The organism is Steroidobacter flavus, assembly GCF_042651805.1.
Classification (GTDB): domain Bacteria; phylum Pseudomonadota; class Gammaproteobacteria; order Steroidobacterales; family Steroidobacteraceae; genus Steroidobacter; species Steroidobacter flavus.
In genome coordinates, this window is the sequence record NZ_JBHSDU010000003.1 from 1,497,300 (window position 1) to 1,512,895 (window position 15,596).

At 63.1% G+C, this 15,596-nt stretch carries 11 protein-coding genes; 2 read left to right on the forward strand and 9 right to left on the reverse strand.

Annotated elements, in window-relative coordinates:
• Nucleotides 1-134 precede the first annotated feature (134 nt).
• Nucleotides 135-3,806, forward strand: a complete 3,672-nt coding sequence (locus tag ACFPN2_RS11985) for a PAS domain-containing protein (RefSeq protein ID WP_380596835.1) — start codon at nucleotides 135-137, stop codon at nucleotides 3,804-3,806.
• Between the two features lie 7 nt (nucleotides 3,807-3,813).
• On the opposite strand, the gene ACFPN2_RS11990 is transcribed toward ACFPN2_RS11985, so the two are convergent.
• The 9 genes from ACFPN2_RS11990 to ACFPN2_RS12030 all read right to left on the reverse strand — a co-directional run bounded on the left by ACFPN2_RS11990 (nucleotide 3,814) and on the right by ACFPN2_RS12030 (nucleotide 13,967).
• A complete protein-coding gene (locus tag ACFPN2_RS11990; RefSeq protein ID WP_380596836.1) occupies nucleotides 3,814-4,770 on the reverse strand; it encodes a diguanylate cyclase in 957 nt (318 codons plus the stop codon).
• A gap of 187 nt (nucleotides 4,771-4,957) precedes the next feature.
• Nucleotides 4,958-5,857, reverse strand: a complete 900-nt coding sequence (locus ACFPN2_RS11995; protein ID WP_380596837.1) for a DUF4097 family beta strand repeat-containing protein — start codon at nucleotides 5,855-5,857, stop codon at nucleotides 4,958-4,960.
• Nucleotides 5,854-6,477 (reverse strand): hypothetical protein, encoded by a 624-nt coding sequence (locus ACFPN2_RS12000; RefSeq protein WP_380596838.1) that lies wholly within the window; start codon nucleotides 6,475-6,477, stop codon nucleotides 5,854-5,856. The genes ACFPN2_RS11995 and ACFPN2_RS12000 overlap by 4 nt, the downstream gene beginning before the upstream one ends.
• Nucleotides 6,470-7,069 (reverse strand): RNA polymerase sigma factor, encoded by a 600-nt coding sequence (locus tag ACFPN2_RS12005; protein WP_380596839.1) that lies wholly within the window; start codon nucleotides 7,067-7,069, stop codon nucleotides 6,470-6,472. The genes ACFPN2_RS12000 and ACFPN2_RS12005 overlap by 8 nt, the downstream gene beginning before the upstream one ends.
• 81 nt (nucleotides 7,070-7,150) lie before the next feature.
• Nucleotides 7,151-8,326, reverse strand: coding sequence for an EAL domain-containing protein (locus tag ACFPN2_RS12010; protein ID WP_380596840.1), 1,176 nt, complete (start codon nucleotides 8,324-8,326; stop codon nucleotides 7,151-7,153).
• Nucleotides 8,316-10,715: a PAS domain-containing protein gene (locus tag ACFPN2_RS12015; RefSeq protein ID WP_380596841.1), complete on the reverse strand. Its 2,400-nt coding sequence runs from the start codon at nucleotides 10,713-10,715 to the stop codon at nucleotides 8,316-8,318. Before ACFPN2_RS12015 ends, ACFPN2_RS12010 begins: the two co-directional genes overlap by 11 nt.
• Before the next feature lie 24 nt (nucleotides 10,716-10,739).
• Nucleotides 10,740-11,462 (reverse strand): response regulator, encoded by a 723-nt coding sequence (locus tag ACFPN2_RS12020; RefSeq protein WP_129641170.1) that lies wholly within the window; start codon nucleotides 11,460-11,462, stop codon nucleotides 10,740-10,742.
• 26 nt (nucleotides 11,463-11,488) lie between these two features.
• Nucleotides 11,489-12,970 (reverse strand): PAS domain-containing sensor histidine kinase, encoded by a 1,482-nt coding sequence (locus ACFPN2_RS12025; RefSeq protein WP_380596842.1) that lies wholly within the window; start codon nucleotides 12,968-12,970, stop codon nucleotides 11,489-11,491.
• Nucleotides 12,971-13,277: 307 nt separating this feature from the next.
• Complete coding sequence (locus ACFPN2_RS12030; RefSeq protein ID WP_380596843.1) at nucleotides 13,278-13,967, reverse strand: response regulator; 690 nt, start codon at nucleotides 13,965-13,967, stop codon at nucleotides 13,278-13,280.
• Between the two features lie 164 nt (nucleotides 13,968-14,131).
• Between ACFPN2_RS12030 and ACFPN2_RS12035 the strand changes: the two genes are divergently transcribed.
• Entirely contained in the window at nucleotides 14,132-15,595 is a 1,464-nt protein-coding gene (locus ACFPN2_RS12035; RefSeq protein ID WP_380596844.1) for a hybrid sensor histidine kinase/response regulator, read from the forward strand.
• The last annotated feature ends 1 nt before the right edge of the window (nucleotide 15,596 follow it).

Genomic DNA, 15,596 nt, shown 5'->3' on the forward strand with positions numbered 1-15,596 from the left:
TTCACAGTGAGTTGCCCGACTTTCGGCGGGGCAACTAAGGCCATCCCTGAATATCCGGCGGGGTGGGCAGGCTTCCTTGTTCCCTGCCGTTACAGATGGTGTTGTGCCGCCCCGGCAGTCTGACTCTCGGATCGATGGTTCAGCTCGACGTTACGCACCTGGCCAGCATCGTGCTCGGCGCCTCCATCGGCGCGGGAGCACTGTGGGCCTATTGGCGCGTGCGGGGCGCGTCGCGTCCGACGGGCGCTCTGGAAGAAGATACCTTGCGTGCCGAGCTGAAGCTCGCCACCGACATCGCGGGCATCGGCGTCTGGCGCCTGGATCTGGCCACGCGCCGGGTGGTCTGCGATCCCACCCTGCAACGTATGCTCGGCATTCAGGCGACGATCGAGGACGGGCTGCTGCCCGTGCATCCCGACGATCGTGAGCGCACCGGCCAGGAGATCAACGCGCAGGTCGACGGCGCCAACCAGGGTGGCTCGATCCGGACCCGGGTCATACATCCGGACGGCAAGATCCGTCACGTCCAGACCTACTTCCGCAAGTTGCCCCGAAGCAGCCCGGCCCACCCGCGCGGTGAATTGATCGGCGTCACGCGCGATATCACCGACGAAGTGGAACACGCCGCGAATCAGCAGAAGCTCGCGGTCCGCCTCAACATGGCCACCGAAGCCGCCGGTATCAGCTGCTGGGAGATGGACACCAAGGATCGACGCTTCGGCTGGATCGAGAATCCGCTGCGCGCGATCTTCAGCGATCAGCCCGATCCCGATCTCGACAAATATCTGGAGCGCATGCATCCGGACGATCGCGACATGATCGTGGCGCTGGTGCGAGACGCGCGTGCCACCGGCAAGGACCGCCTCTCGTATCGCTATCGGATTCGCGGTGCCAGCGGCCGGGAAGTGACCGTGCAAGCGCATGCGCGCGTACTGCAAGCCGACGACAGCAATGTGAAACTGCTCGGTGTGTCCTGGGATATCACCAAAGAGATCGAAGCCGCCAACCGCCTGCAACAGCAGACGCAGACGTTGCGCGAGGTCGAGAAGCGACTGGAGCGTGCGTCGCTGTCCAGCTCCGAGGGTCACTGGGAGAAAGACCTGGTGCATGGACGCATGTGGTTCTCCTCGAGCTATCACGCGCTGCTGGGTTACAAGGATGGCGAGCTCGCCGCGACCTCCGAACAGGTCGAAGCGCTGGTTCATCCGGAAGACATCGGTCGCGGGCGCGCGTCGTTGCTGGAACATGTCGAGCAAGGCGTGGCGTTCGACATTTCTCTGCGCCTGCGCATGAAGAGTGGCGAATATCGCTGGTTCCGTCATCGCGGCATGGCCGAACGCGACGAGCAGGGACGCGCGATCTCGATTGCCGGCTCCATTCAGGACGCGCACGAACAGAAGATCGCCGAAGACGCGCTTCGACACACTCAGCAACGTCTGGAGCGCGCCATCAACGGCACGCAGGACGGTCTCTGGGAAATGGATGCGGACGGCTCGTCCTGGCATTCGCCGCGAGTCGCCGAGCTGCTGGGCTTCGAATATTCGGAGCTGCCCGCCAACGCGAACTTCCTCAAACAATGTCTGCATCCCGATGACGCCGACGCGGTGGCCAACGCGACGCGCCTGCATTTCCAGCAGCGCCTGCCGTACGACGTCGAGATTCGTTTGCGCACTCGATGGAACGAATATCGCTGGTATCGCGCACGCGCGACCGCCGAGCGCGATGCGCAGGGTCGGCCGCTACGTTTGTCGGGCTCGTTGCAAGATGTGACTGAAGCGCGCTCGGCGCGCGAAGCATTGTTGAAGGCCACCGAAGCGGCCGAAAGCGCCAACCGTGCGAAGAGCGAATTCCTCGCGAACGTCAGCCATGAGATCCGCACGCCGATGAACGGCATCATTGGCATGACCGGTCTGCTGCTGGAAAGCCCGCTCAACCGCACGCAGCGCGACTACTCGGAAACCATCCGCTCCAGCGCCGACTCGCTGCTGATCGTGATCAACGACATTCTGGATTTCTCCAAGATCGAAGCCGGCAAGCTCGACATCGAAGCGCTGGAGCTGGATCTGCGCAACGTGGTGGAAGAAGCCGCCGTGATGCTGGCGTTCCAGGCGGCAGCGAAGAATCTCGAGCTGGTCGTGCACATTCATCCGGACGTGCCGGATCGGGTGGTCGGCGACCCGCAGCGTATCCGGCAATGTTTGATCAACCTCATCAGCAACGCCATCAAGTTCACTCGCGAAGGCGAAATTGTCATCGAAGTCAGCAGCGTCGACCTGGGCCGCGATGAACTCGGCACGCGCTTCGAAGTGCGCGACACGGGCATCGGCATCGCAGCCGGCACGCTGCAGAACCTGTTCCAGCCGTTCGTGCAAGCAGACTCGTCGACCACGCGTCACTTCGGCGGTACCGGGCTCGGCTTGTCCATCGTGCGTCGCCTGGTGCAGATGATGGACGGCGATGTCGGCGCGCAAAGCGAGCTCAACCGGGGCTCATGTTTCTGGTTCACGTTGCCGCTGGCCGCCGCGGAGTTTTCTTTGGCGACGGCCCCCGCGCCCTTGCTGGTTCCGACACGCATCGGCCGACGCGTGCTGGTCGTGGACGACAACGAAACGAATCGTCGCGTGGTCGCCGGTCAGCTCATGCACGCAGGCTTCGAAGTGAGCCTGGCCGCGGGCGGCATCGAGGCGATGAGTTTGTTACATACGGCGGCGGTCGATAACCAGCCGTTCGAAGTCGTGCTCGCCGATCACCGCATGCACGACATGGACGGTGCGACGCTGGGCGAACGTATCAACGCCGACGCGCAATTGTCACAGGCCCGTCTGGTGATGCTCACCTCGATGGACGGCCACGGCGATATTCATCGCTTCGCGTCGCTGGGCTTCGCGGCGTATCTCACCAAACCGATCCGGGCGCGAGAGCTGCTCGAATGCCTGGATCGCGTGCTCGCGCACGATTCCAAGACCTGGCACATGAAGAGCCAGCCCATCGTTACACGTAACACGCTGGCCGCGCATATCACGGAAGCCTATCGCGGCACCGTGCTGCTGGTGGAAGACAACGCGGTCAACCAGAAGGTCGCGGTGCGTTTCCTCGAGCGCATGGGCTGCACGGTGCGCGTGGCGGACAACGGCGTCGAAGCCGTGCGCGCCTGCGAAGAGACCGCGTTCGATTTGATTCTGATGGATCTGCAGATGCCGGTGATGGATGGCATCACCGCGACTCTGCGCATCCGTGAGCGCGAGACCGGCGATGGCCGGCCGAACGCGCCGATCGTCGCGCTGACGGCCAACGCCATGGCCAGTCAGCTGGAGCGCTGTATGGAAGCGGGCATGGATGCGTTTCTTACCAAACCTTTGGAAATTCCTCGCTTGCACGAAATTCTCACCAAGTTCGGCCTGCGTATCACGGCCGAGGAAACGTCGGCGACGGAAGTCGACGCCGATGCCAATGTTCCGGTCCATCTGGCCCGGCTCAACGAGCTGACCGATGGCGATCCGGAATTCACCCGCGAGCTGGTGGCGACCTTCATCGCCAGCGGCGAGCAGGCGCTCGATGAAATTCGCGCCGCGCTGGCCGCGCTCGATCGCACCGGCCTGAGCCGTCTCGCGCACAAGCTGAAAGGCGCCAGTGCAAACATTTACGCCGAGCCGTTGCGCAAGCTGTCGCACACCCTGGAGGCGCAGGCCTCGAGCGTCGATCAGCAACGATTGGGCGAGCTGGTGGCGCAGCTGGCGGTGGAACTGGGCCGCGCGAAGGAATTTTTGATGGAGTACGCGCCCGAGCCGGTGGCCAAGGCGGGCTGAGCGTCGCTCAGTCCTGGCTTTCGGTGGTGATGCGATTCCGGCCAGCGGCCTTGCTGGCATAGACGCCGGCGTCACAGCGCGCCATCAGCACGTCGAGTGTCGCACCCTGCGGCACTTTATCCCGCCAGCCGGATACGCCGAAGCTCGCGGACACGGTGAACTCCTGGTCGGCCAGCTTGAACGGCTGCTCGGCGATATGTTTACGAAGATGCTCGGCCGCGGTGGAAGCATTTCCGACATTCGTTTCCGGCAACACGATCACGAATTCCTCGCCGCCGTAGCGGGCGATCCAGTCGCTGGTGCGCACGCCGCTCTTGAGCGCATTGGCGAACCACTTCAGCACTTCGTCGCCTGTCAGGTGACCGTGCGTATCGTTGATCCGCTTGAAGAAGTCGACGTCGCACATGATGGCTGCGAGCTGGCGGCCATAGCGGGCCGCGCGATCGATCTCCCGCGGCAGTTGTTCCATCAGGAAACGACGATTGTGTACGCCTGTCAGCGGGTCGGTAATCGACAATCGGCGATTTTCTTCGTTGGCGGCGCGCAGCGAGCGCTCCAGCGTGACGATGCGCCGGCCGGTATTCAGCCGGGCGATGAGCTCGGGCTCGACCACCGGCTTGATCAGGTAGTCATCCGCGCCGGACTGCAATCCCGCGACCAGATGCTCGATGGCATCGCGCGAGGTGAGCAGAATGATGTAGGTGTAGCCGCGCTCCTTGGAGCGGACCGCCCGGCACAGGGCCACGCCGTCCATTTCGGGCATTTCCCAGTCCGTGATCATCATCGGGAAGTCGCCCTGCTCCAGCTTGGCGAGCGCCTCGCGGCCGTTGGCCGCCATCTCGACTTCGTATCCGCCCCGCTTCAGCAGGCGCGCCACGATCAAACGCTGCGTCGGCTCGTCGTCGACGAGCAGAATCCGCCAGGCCGGTTGCGCGGGGGAATTGTCGGATGGGGTTGCGGACATCGCCGCGGATCGTACCCGGTGCAGGCTTCTGCCGCAAAGCGCCACCGCGGCACTTAATCACAATTGCGGGCACCCCTCAGCGGGTGGGACGCGGCGCTTGACCAAAGTTATAAGCAAACTGACACGTCTTCGCTGTTGCCGAATCATCGCGCGCAGTGGTGGGAAAGCCGTCACATTCCCCTGCCAGCTAACGCTTACAGATCATCACACCACCGTTCAACGTCTTGACCCGAATGCGCCCGCCGCCCTTGCCTTCGGTGAAGCGCAGCTCGTTGCCCGGGCCGTATTCGCGGCTGCGGCTCGGCTTGGGGCCGAAGCAGTTGTCGATGTCGCCATTGAACGTTTCAATATCGAACTCGGCGTTGACCGGGCCGCGGAAGCCGAAATGCAGATCGCCGTTGATGGCCTCGGCGTCGATGCGGGCGTCGTCCCCCAACGCGGCGGTCAGATTCAGATCGCCGTTGGTGGTCTTGATCCGGCCGCGATCGAGGCGATCGAGCGACACAGTCATGTCGCCGGAGACCGTGTTCACATCCAGCTCGGGGCCGCCCTTGGTGATTTGCAGGTCGCCGCTCACCGTCGTGGCCCGCACCAGGCCTTTGCCGTCGCCCTGCGCGCGAATATCGCCACTGACGGTTTTCAATTCCAGATCGCCGGGACCGAACTCGGTATCGATGCCGCCGCTGACCGCCTGCAGGCGCTGCATGCCCCGCACCCCCTTGACGATCTGGTCGGCGCTCACTGTGTTGACGATCAGGCCGCTGCCCTGGGGCACTTTGATTCGCAGGTCGCTGGACCCCGATGAGCCGCTCATTCGCGGCAGCACGACCTTGATCAACGTGCGAGAGCCCTCCGTGCGGAAATCCAGCCGCTCAACGTTGCTACCGAGATCGGCGTCGACCTTCACTTCGGGCCGATCCCAGCCGCTGACTTCGACGATGCCGGCGACATTGACGATCTCCACCTCGCCGCGCGCCTCGGCCGGCAGCGTCTTGGAGAATTCCTCGGCGCCGGCGTGCGAGGCCGTCACCGTCAGCATGGCCAGGGCCAAGGCAGCTCGCAGCGCTGCTGACATGGGGGCGGTCATAGATCAGTCCTCACAGGATGGGAAGCCGGCATTTCGCTAACGTCGGCGAGCAGCTGCAGCTCGCGCTGATAGGTGGACATCAACAGATCCTGCAGCAGCGGATCGGAGGGGTTCTCGGCCAGCGTCGCGGAAATCTCGTTGGCCGCGTGCCGCAGGTCGGCGAGATTGCGTTCCAGCTTGGCGCGCGTCGATGGCGGCAGCGTCTTCATGCGCTCGGCGAAGCGCTGGTCCAGCTCCGAGCGAGCCTTCAGATAATCGGCGCCCAGCGCTTCGGTGCCGAAGCTCGCCGGCATCGCATTCAACGGCGCGGTGGCCGTCGGCACAGGCGCCTGTTGCTGAGCTCGAGCGATTTGCACGGCGGCGTCTTTCTCCACCGAATTACGCGTGATGACAAACGTGGTGAAGGATGTGGCGAGCACAAGAAGTACCCCCGCAGCGATCTGAAACCAGCGCGTCGAGGAGAAGTGCACGACCGGAGCGCTGTCGGTGACGATGGGCGTCTTGCCGATCTCGGCTTGAATGCCTTGCCACAGATCGCGCTCGGGCTGCACGTCCTTGGGCAGCGACGCCAGCATCTGGCTCAACGGATCGTCGGGCTTGTTGTTGGATGGATTACTCATCGTCCGCCTCCGCCGCCAGGCCCATGCGCTCGCGTAACAACTTGCGTCCGCGATGCAGTTGAGCCTTGCAGGTACCGACTGCGATGCCGAGCATGTCGGCGCATTCTTCGTGGCTGTAACCGTACACAGCCTGCAATACCACCACGTGACGCGCGCCTTCCGGCAAGGTCTTCAGGGCGCGCTCCAGATCCATCACTTCGCCGGCGTCGTGCTCTTTGTCGCTCTCGCCAGGCGCGGCGATGGCATTCTCGATGGCATCTTCGTTGGATTCAGAGCGCGTGCCGTGATTCCGGCCATGGCTCAGCACCTCGTTGACCGCGATCCGGTGCAACCAGGTGCCGAAAGCACTGCGGCCCTCGAAGGCCTGCAGGCTCCGCCACGCTCTGATGAATGTCTGTTGCACGCAATCCTCCGCCACGTCCCGCCGCCGCGTCATCCGCAGGCACAGGCCCATTACCTTGCCGCTATGGGCGCGATACAGGCGCTCGAACGCGCGCATATCGCCACCCCGCGCAGCCGTAACCAGGCTCGCATCGGAGAGCAGAGGGTCCGCAACTGGGACCGAGTCGTTGGCGCCAGCGCCGTATTGCAAGTTCCGCCCTCTGTTCTCTTTTCGCCCTTTGTGAAGTTCGACGCGGGCCCGGGCCGGAAGGTTTAAAACGGACGCAACTGGTTATTTTTGTTTGCTATTCCACTCGCGGACGGCGATTTCAAGAGCGGTGCCGGCCATCGGCCGGCCGATGAAGTAGCCTTGCGCGCGGTCGCAGCCGACACCGTCGAGGAAGTCCAGGACCTCCTGGGATTCGACGCCTTCGGCGCAGGCGGTCAGCCGCAGCTTGTGGGCCAACAGCACCATGGTTTCGACCATGGTCCGGGCATCTTCGTGAGCGAACACGTCGCGCACGAACGAGGTATCGATCTTCAGCTCGCTGAACGGCATCAGATACAACTGCTTGAGCGACGAGTAACCGGTGCCGAAGTCATCGATGGACAGGCCGAAGTTCTTCACCCGCATGCGGGTCAGCACGTCCATGGTCGTGCCGGGATCGAACATGGCGGCGCTTTCGGTCACTTCGAAAATAATGCGGCGTGCATCGGCGCCGACCTGGGTGGCCATGCGGGCGACTTGATCCGGGAACGCCAGATCGTTCAACAACTGGGGCGACAGATTGATCGCCACCGACAACTGCAGGCCGACGGCGTCCCACGCGCGGCATTGAGACAGCGCCGTTTCCAGCACCTGCTCGGTGAGCCGGCGAATCAACCCGTTCTTCTCCGCCAGCGGAATGAAACGCACCGGCGAGACGAAACCCAGCGACGGATGATTCCAGCGCGCCAGGGCCTCGACGCCTTCGACGATCCAGCGATTCGGCGCGATCCGCGTCGCCTTGGGCTGGTAGTGAACGATAATCTCGCGCTTATCGAGCGCGGCCGTCAGGGCCGCGGCGCTGATCGGCGTGTCGCTGCTCAAACATTGGCGCAAGGTCGCTTCGAGATCGGCCAGCAAAATCGGCTTTTGAAGCGCGCCCAGCATCTGCAGGCCATGGGCCTTGCCGATCTGTTGTGCCGTCTGCAGGACGCGCTGATCCATGCCGCTCGCGACCAGGATCTGCGCCTTGCTGCCGCGCTCGCCGAGATAACGCAGCAGCTCGATGCCGTCGGCACCGGGCATCTGCAAATCGAGCACCACCACCGATGGCTGGAACTCCTGCACGGCGCGTCGGAACGCTTCCGGATCGGTCACACCCTTGGATTCGAAGCCAAGACCGGCCGCGGCCTCCGAAATGAATTCGCAGAGGTCGGGCTGATCGTCGATGACCAGCAGTTTATTGGTTTGATCAGGCGACACGGGCCTCCCTATCGAGGACATGGCGGATACGCATAGCCAGATCTTCGTTGCGATAGGGTTTATGGATTACATCCGACGACGTGAGCCCGGCAGTCCCCGCGAGCACGGCGTTGTCGGCATAGCCGGTAGTAAAGAGCACATCGATGTCAGGACGCAATTCCCGCGCACGCTTGGCCAGCGCGGGGCCGAGCATCCCGCCCGGCATCATCACATCGGTGAACAACAAATCGATTCGTTCCGGTCCCGAAAGAATGCGCACGGCGGCGGCGCCGTTGGCGGCCGCGAGCGCGCGATAGCCGAGCTGAGTCAGCGCGGTCACGACCGTGTCGCGCAGATCGGCGTCGTCCTCGACCACCAGAATGGTCTCGGTGCCGCCCGGCGCCACGCGGGTGACAATCGTATCTTCGCGATCCGATTGTTCCTCTTGCGAACGGGGCAGGAAGATGGTCACCGTGGTGCCGATCCCGGTGGTACTTTCGATAGTGGCGACACCGCCCGCCTGCTCGGCGAAGCTGTGAACCATCGCCAGGCCCAGGCCGCTGCCCTTGCCCGACTCCTTGGTGGTGAAGAACGGCTCGAACACGCGCTTGAGCACTTCCGCTTCCATGCCGACGCCATTGTCGTTGACGCTGATGGAAACGAACTCACCCGGCTCGATGGACGGATATTCGCTGCAGAACTTGGCATCCAGCGTGACGTTCTGAGTGCGCACCGTGAGGCGGCCGCCCTGAGGCATGGCGTCGCGCGCGTTGATCGCGAGATTCAAGATCGCGTTCTCGAACTGGCCCGGGTCGGCGCTGGTGTGCCACAGATCATGCGCCTGGATCATACGCACTTCGATGGATTCGCCAATGGTCCGCTGGACCAGCTCGCTCAAGCCCGACAGTTGACGATTCAAGTCGAGCACCGCCGGCTCGAGGATCTGCCGACGCGCGAACGCGAGCAAACGACGCGTCAGATCGGCACCGCGCGCAGCGGCGCGCATGGCTGTATGAACTTTTCTCGCCAGGGTCGGCGTCTCGGCGACGCTGCGATCGAGCAGCTGCAAGTTGCCGATGACCACGCCGAGCAGATTATTGAAGTCGTGCGCGATGCCGCCAGTCAGCTGACCGATGGCTTCCATCTTCTGCGCCTGCATGAGTCGCGCCTCGAGGCGCTTCTGCTCGGTGAGGTCGTAGACGATGGAGAAGAAGCCCAGCACTTCGCCGCTCGGGCCGATCTGGGGCACGAAATGATTCTGCCATTCGCGATGACGACCGTTGCGCACGCCGCTTTGGGTCACGCGCACGAATTCGCCGGCCATGACCCGCTTGATCAGCGGATCGACTTCGGTGAATTGCTCGTCGCTGATGCTGTCTCGTAACGGCCGGCCCAGCACCGCATCGGCGGGCTGCGCGACCCATTCCTCGAGCGCGCGGTTCACATACGTCACGATCATGCTCGCATTGACGTAGGTCACCGGCGTCGGCACGGCATTCAATGTGAGCTCGAAGAAGTCGCGCGTCTCGCGCAGCTTGCGTTCGGCGCTGACCAGGTCGGTCACGTCCTGGATGGTCCCATGCAAGCGCACGGTGTTACCGCCGCGACGCTCGGCCTTGATGATGCTTCTGACCCAGAGATGACGACCGCGGGCGCTGGTCATTCGCAACAGCAGATCCGAAGGCAGGCCGGCATCGAGCGCCATGCGCTCGGCGGCTTGCAGCTTCACGCGATCTTCAGGATGAAAGAAAGCTCGGTGCGCCTCGGTATCGATCAGATGCCCCACCGGCAGATCGTGAATGGCGTACAGCGCCTCGGTCCAATGCAATTGTTTGCTGGTGACGTCGTATTCCCAGCCGCCGACTTTGGCGGTGGCCTGCATGTCCTTCAGCAGGTTGTCGAGCCGCACGCGCTCGCCGATGTCACGAAACACCAGCACGGTGCCGACCGACGCGCCTTCCTCGGTCACCGGCAGGATTTTGTATTCGACCGGACGGAACGTGCCGTTCTTCCGACGCAACAGCGCGCCGACGCCGCGCATGATGTCGGTCGTGTAACGCACGCGACGGACCGGATCGGTGCGCGAATCGCCGTCCTCTTGAGTATTGATGAGTACGCGATAGTCGAGGCCGGCCAGCTCTTCGGGCTCGTAGCCGAGCATCTTCGCCGCCGCCGGATTGGCGTAACGGACATGACCGACATTGTCGAGCTCGAGCACGCCTTCGCCCGAGCCTTCGACAATGGATTGATTGCGTCGGTTGGCCGCAGTGAGTTGTGCATGCCGACGACGCAGGTGACTGCGGAGCTTGCCCAGCATCACGAGGGAAAAGATCGCCGGTACCAGGCCGAGGGCGACGCCCACGGCCAAGCTGACGAGATTCCCGCCGAGCAGCCCTTGCAAGAAGTTCATTATTGCGCGATCGCGCGCGAGCTATTAAGGCTTCGCGCCCGGCTCCCTCCCGGCATACCAATTGACCGCGTACTGCATCAGCTGAGCGGAGGTGCGCAGCGAGAGCTTGCGCTTGATACGTTGCCGATGCGATTCCACGGTTTTCACGCTGAGATTCAAAGCTTCCGCGGTCTGTCGGGTCGACAGGCCCTTACCGATCATGTGCAGCACCTGCAGCTCGCGATTGGTCAGGCTGTCGACCGGGTTCGAGGAGATGTACGCGCCGCCGGACGCGAACTTCTCGATCATGCTGTTGCCGACCGCTTCGCTCACATAGATGCCGCCGTCGAGCACCCGACGAAGCGCGATCAGGAATTGATCCGAAGCGGCCTGTTTCATGATGTAACCATTCGCGCCCGCCGACAGCATGCGCTCGGCGTAGATCGCCTCGTCATGCATCGACAGCACGAGCAACGGCAGCGCCGGATAGTGAGCACGCGCGTCCTTCACCAATTCCAGGCCATCGCCCTGCTTGAGCGACACGTCGACGATCACGGCGTCCGGCTCCTGCTCGCGAATCATAGATTTGGCTTCGCGCGCCGTCTCGGCTTCGCCGCACACTTCCAGATCCGCTTCCGCTTCGATCAACCGCCGCAATCCCTGACGGACGATGGGATGGTCGTCGACGATCAGCACGCGGCGCTTCTGGTCCTTGGACACACCAGGGGGCTTGTGTGCCGGTTTGAACAGAGAAGGCCCAACGCTCATTTCTTAAACTCCTGCAAAAAACTTGTTCAGCTGGCGCGCTTACGGGGACGGCGCGCCTTCGCGGCATCGGCCGCGGGCTCGAGCGGACATTCGCAAACGATGCGGGTGCCGGGCCGTTCATCCTTGGAAGAACCATCCGGCGCGCCACGCTCGAAACGAACTTCGCCGCCCAGGATCCGCGCGCGGTAACGCATGATCTTCAGGCCCATGCCCGGAGCGTCGACCGCGTCGGACGGCATGCCGATGCCGTCGTCGGTTACCGTCAGCCGAACCTTAGCGCGGGCCCCATGCAAATGCAGTCGTATAGACCGCGCCTGGCCGTGGCGGACCGCGTTCCGAACCGCTTCCTGCGCAATCCGATACAGATGATTGGCCAATTCGGTGCTCAGCGGGCGAATGGTCTTCACACGATGAGTACAAGTGACGTCGACCCCATAAAGCTCCTGTGCATGCATTGCCAGGCCTTCGAGCGCGTCAGAGAGGCCGCCTCGCTCCAGATTGACGGGCGACAGGCCACGCGCCAGTGCGCGGGTGCTCTCGATGGAGCTGTTCACCAGTCGGGTGATGCCTTCGATCTCCGGCAGAATCGTCGGATATTCCGTGGTCAGACGGCCGGCCAGACCGCGCAACATCAGCGCGATGCCCGTCAACTCCTGACCCAGGCCATCGTGTAGATCGTTACCGATGCGATATTGCTCGCGGCTGACCGCTTGCAGAATGGCGCGCTCCAGTTGCTTGCGCTCGCTGACATCCTGAAGCACCAGCAGACTGTGATTGCGACCCGCGACTTCGAAGCGCGACAACACGCCGAGCGCGGCGAAATGCGTATCGCCGGCGCGACGGCCGTCGAATTCAACCTGCATCGAGCGGCCTTGTTTCGCTGACAGCGGTTGCCAACGCTCCGGCTGCTCGAACGGCCAGCCCGCCAGCTGCGCCATGTTCCGACCGATGAGCTCGCCGCGACGATAGCCGAACAACATGTCGAAGGCGGGATTGGTGATCTCGATGACACCCTGCTCGTTGATCACCGCGACGCCTTCGAGCATCGACTCGATCATGCGCGCCTGTGTGGCGATGGCGCGCTCGGCTCGGATCTGTTCGGTGGTCTCGCTGGTCACGACCGCGAGCGCGACGATTTTCTGCTCGTCACGGATCGGGCTGACACGCACGTCGAAGTGGCGGGACTGACCGTCCTTGCCTTCGATCTCGGCGACGTAACCGTCGACCTGACCGTTGGCCAGCACTCGATGCATCGTCGACAGGGCCCGCGCGTGCAGGCTCTGTGGGAATAAATCGGTCACCAGCGCGCCTTCGAGCTGCTTGGCCGAGCGCTCGTCGAGACCGCGGTTGGCCATGATGATGCGCAGACTGCGATCGACCACGAACACGAATTCGGCGACCGCGCCGACGAGCTGCCGCATCGTGTCCGTTTGCAGCGTCGTACGCAGCCCAGCCTCGACGGGCGAAGCGCCGCCGAGCGGAAGGTCGAATGTTTTCGCAGTATTCAAGCCGTGCTGTTTCCCGGCAGAGGCCGACAAAGGCAATACGCACCTGGACGGGGGCAGCAGTGAGCCGCCTCCGAAAATCATGGGCAGCATGGTGTTGTAGCGGCGTTGTAGGGGGTATCAGCCACTCCCCTAATGTCGCACGCGGTGTGAGCGTCTTTAACCGTACTGTGGCGCGCGTCTCGCTTGGGTGGATAAAGCCAAGCGAGGCAATTACTTATATGTTGTCTGGCGCGCGAAGCAGCGATTCGGGAACAGTAGGAGTGTGACGGTTGTCACACTCCTGGTGGGCCTCATTAGTGGTTTTTACTCAGTGGGTTCCACTAGGGGCCGCATCGGGTGCGCCGCCTCTGTCGGAGACCCATTGAGTGGCGTAACGAATGAGCTCGCTGGTCGAGCGCAGGTTCAATTTCTCGCGCATATGACGGCGATGCGCGTCGACGGTCTTCATCGACAGGTCGAGCCGTTGCGAAATTTCACGAGTGCTGATGCCTTCACCGATCAGGCGAAACACTTCCAGCTCACGATCGGTGAGTGCCGAGACCGGATCTTCATCGGCCGCGGGCGAGCGACCTCGCGCGACCTGGCTGAGCAGACGCTCGCCCATGGCGGAACTGACATGGCGCTGACCTCGCGCGACTTTGCGTAAAGCGCCGAGGAAATCCGTGCCTGCCACGTTCTTCATGACATAACCACTGACGCCGAGGCGGAGCAGGCGCTCGGCATAGAGCGCTTCGTCCTGCATCGACAGCACCAGGACCCGAACATTGGGATGATCACTGCGAATCCAGCGCACCAGCTCGATACCGTCGTCGGGACCGAGTGCCAGATCGACGACCGCGACATCCGGCTCCTCGCCGGTAATCGCCGTTTGCGCAGCCTGCACCGAGGCGGCTTCACCTTGCAGGACGAATTCGCTCTGCCCTGCCAGCAGTTGCTTCAAACCCTCACGGACGAATGGATGGTCATCGACGATCAGGATCCTTGTTGGATCGGCCATGGTCTTTCCTCAAAGGGGACGCCCTCGCGGCGTCCCGGACTGTCAGTGTCTCTACCGGTTATCTTCCGGTGGCACAAGGAGGGAGCAATCCCCATTTTCCACAGTGCCCTCAGGGTGATACGTTCACCCTCGGCGCGCCCGTATACAAATTGGGCACCACCATTATGAAAAAGGATTCTACAGAACCGCTGCATTTCGTCCTGCTGGAGGACGACCCGAACGACGCCGAGCTGATTCAATTGCAGCTGGCGAGGAACGATCTGAACATCACCTGGCGACACGTGATGTCCGAGAGCGATTTTCGCGCGGCGTTGGCCGGCACCCCTCCGGATCTGGTGCTGGCCGACTACACGTTGCCCGGCTTCGATGGTCTCACGGCCCTGCGCATCGTGCTGGAGCGCTCGGCCGACATTCCCTTTATTTTCGTCTCCGGCTCGCTCGGCGAGGAGCGTGCGATCGAAGCGCTGAAGAGCGGCGCCACCGACTACGTGTTGAAGGATCGACTGCAACGTCTGCCCATGGTGGTCAATCGCGCTCTCTCCGAGGCGCGCGATCGTCGTGAGCGACGTCAAGCCGAGACCGCGCTGGAAGAACAGCGCATCCTGCTCAGCACGCTCATCGACAGCCTGCCCGAAATAATTTACGCGGTGGACACCGAGAACCGTTTGACCGTCGTCAATCGCGCGCTGCTCGAGACATTGAGCAAGAAGCGCGAGGACGTGATCGGCCGTCGTCTGTCCGAGCTGTGGACCGAAGAGAACGTGGTCGACATCGAAGGCCAGGCGGCCACCACCATGCGCACCGGTCGCCCGCTCACCGATCAGGAGCGCGCGTGGATCGGCCTCGACGGCTCGGTCCGCTGGTTCACCATCACGCACGTGCCGCTGCGGGATCACGGCAATGTATCCGGCCTGGTCTGCACCGTGCAGGAAGTGACTCAACGTAAGGAGCTTGAGCAGGAGATCCTGGAAATCTCCAATCGCGAGCAGCGCCGCCTCGGCAGCGATCTGCACGACGGCCTGGGCCAGGAGCTCACCGGCCTGTCGCTGCTGATGAAAGGTCTCGAGATGCAGATGGCGCGGGAGTCACCGCAGTACTCACCGCAGGTCATGAAGATCACCGATCTGCTGGCACGCGCGATTCAAAGCACGCGCTCGCTGGCGCGGGGTTTGGCGCCGGTGAATCTGGAGCGCGGCGGCTTGCCCGAAGCGCTGAAACATCTGGTCGCCCGCTGCACCGACATGTACAGCCTGGAGTGCACGTTCACGATCGGCGGTCAGAAACTGCCCGATCTCGAAGAAGGTGCAGCGACTCATCTGTATCGAATCGCGCAAGAAGCGTCGACCAACGCGGCCCGCTATGCCCGCGCCACGTCGATCAACATCGACCTGCGCTCGACCGGTCGCAAGTTGCAGCTGTCCATCGCCGACGACGGCATCGGCCTGAGCGCCGGTCTCGCGCAAGGTCGCCCCGGCATGGGCCTGAAGATCATGGAGTACCGCGCCCGCATGCTCGGCGGCTCGATCAGTTTCGACGAGCCCGGCTCGGGCACGAGGATTACGCTGACGGCGCCTCTGCACCTGCTCCGACAGAGCAAGGACAAGAAGCGCCTCGCAGCCAGCGGTTGAC

Coding starts and splice junctions, on each gene's coding strand:
- ACFPN2_RS11985 (WP_380596835.1), top strand. CDS start 135: ATGGTTCAGCTCGACGTTACGCACCTGGCCAGCATCGTGCTCGGCGCC.
- ACFPN2_RS11990 (WP_380596836.1), bottom strand. CDS start 4,770: ATGTCCGCAACCCCATCCGACAATTCCCCCGCGCAACCGGCCTGGCGG.
- ACFPN2_RS11995 (WP_380596837.1), bottom strand. CDS start 5,857: ATGACCGCCCCCATGTCAGCAGCGCTGCGAGCTGCCTTGGCCCTGGCC.
- ACFPN2_RS12000 (WP_380596838.1), bottom strand. CDS start 6,477: ATGAGTAATCCATCCAACAACAAGCCCGACGATCCGTTGAGCCAGATG.
- ACFPN2_RS12015 (WP_380596841.1), bottom strand. CDS start 10,715: ATGAACTTCTTGCAAGGGCTGCTCGGCGGGAATCTCGTCAGCTTGGCC.
- ACFPN2_RS12020 (WP_129641170.1), bottom strand. CDS start 11,462: ATGAGCGTTGGGCCTTCTCTGTTCAAACCGGCACACAAGCCCCCTGGT.
- ACFPN2_RS12030 (WP_380596843.1), bottom strand. CDS start 13,967: ATGGCCGATCCAACAAGGATCCTGATCGTCGATGACCATCCATTCGTC.
- ACFPN2_RS12035 (WP_380596844.1), top strand. CDS start 14,132: ATGAAAAAGGATTCTACAGAACCGCTGCATTTCGTCCTGCTGGAGGAC.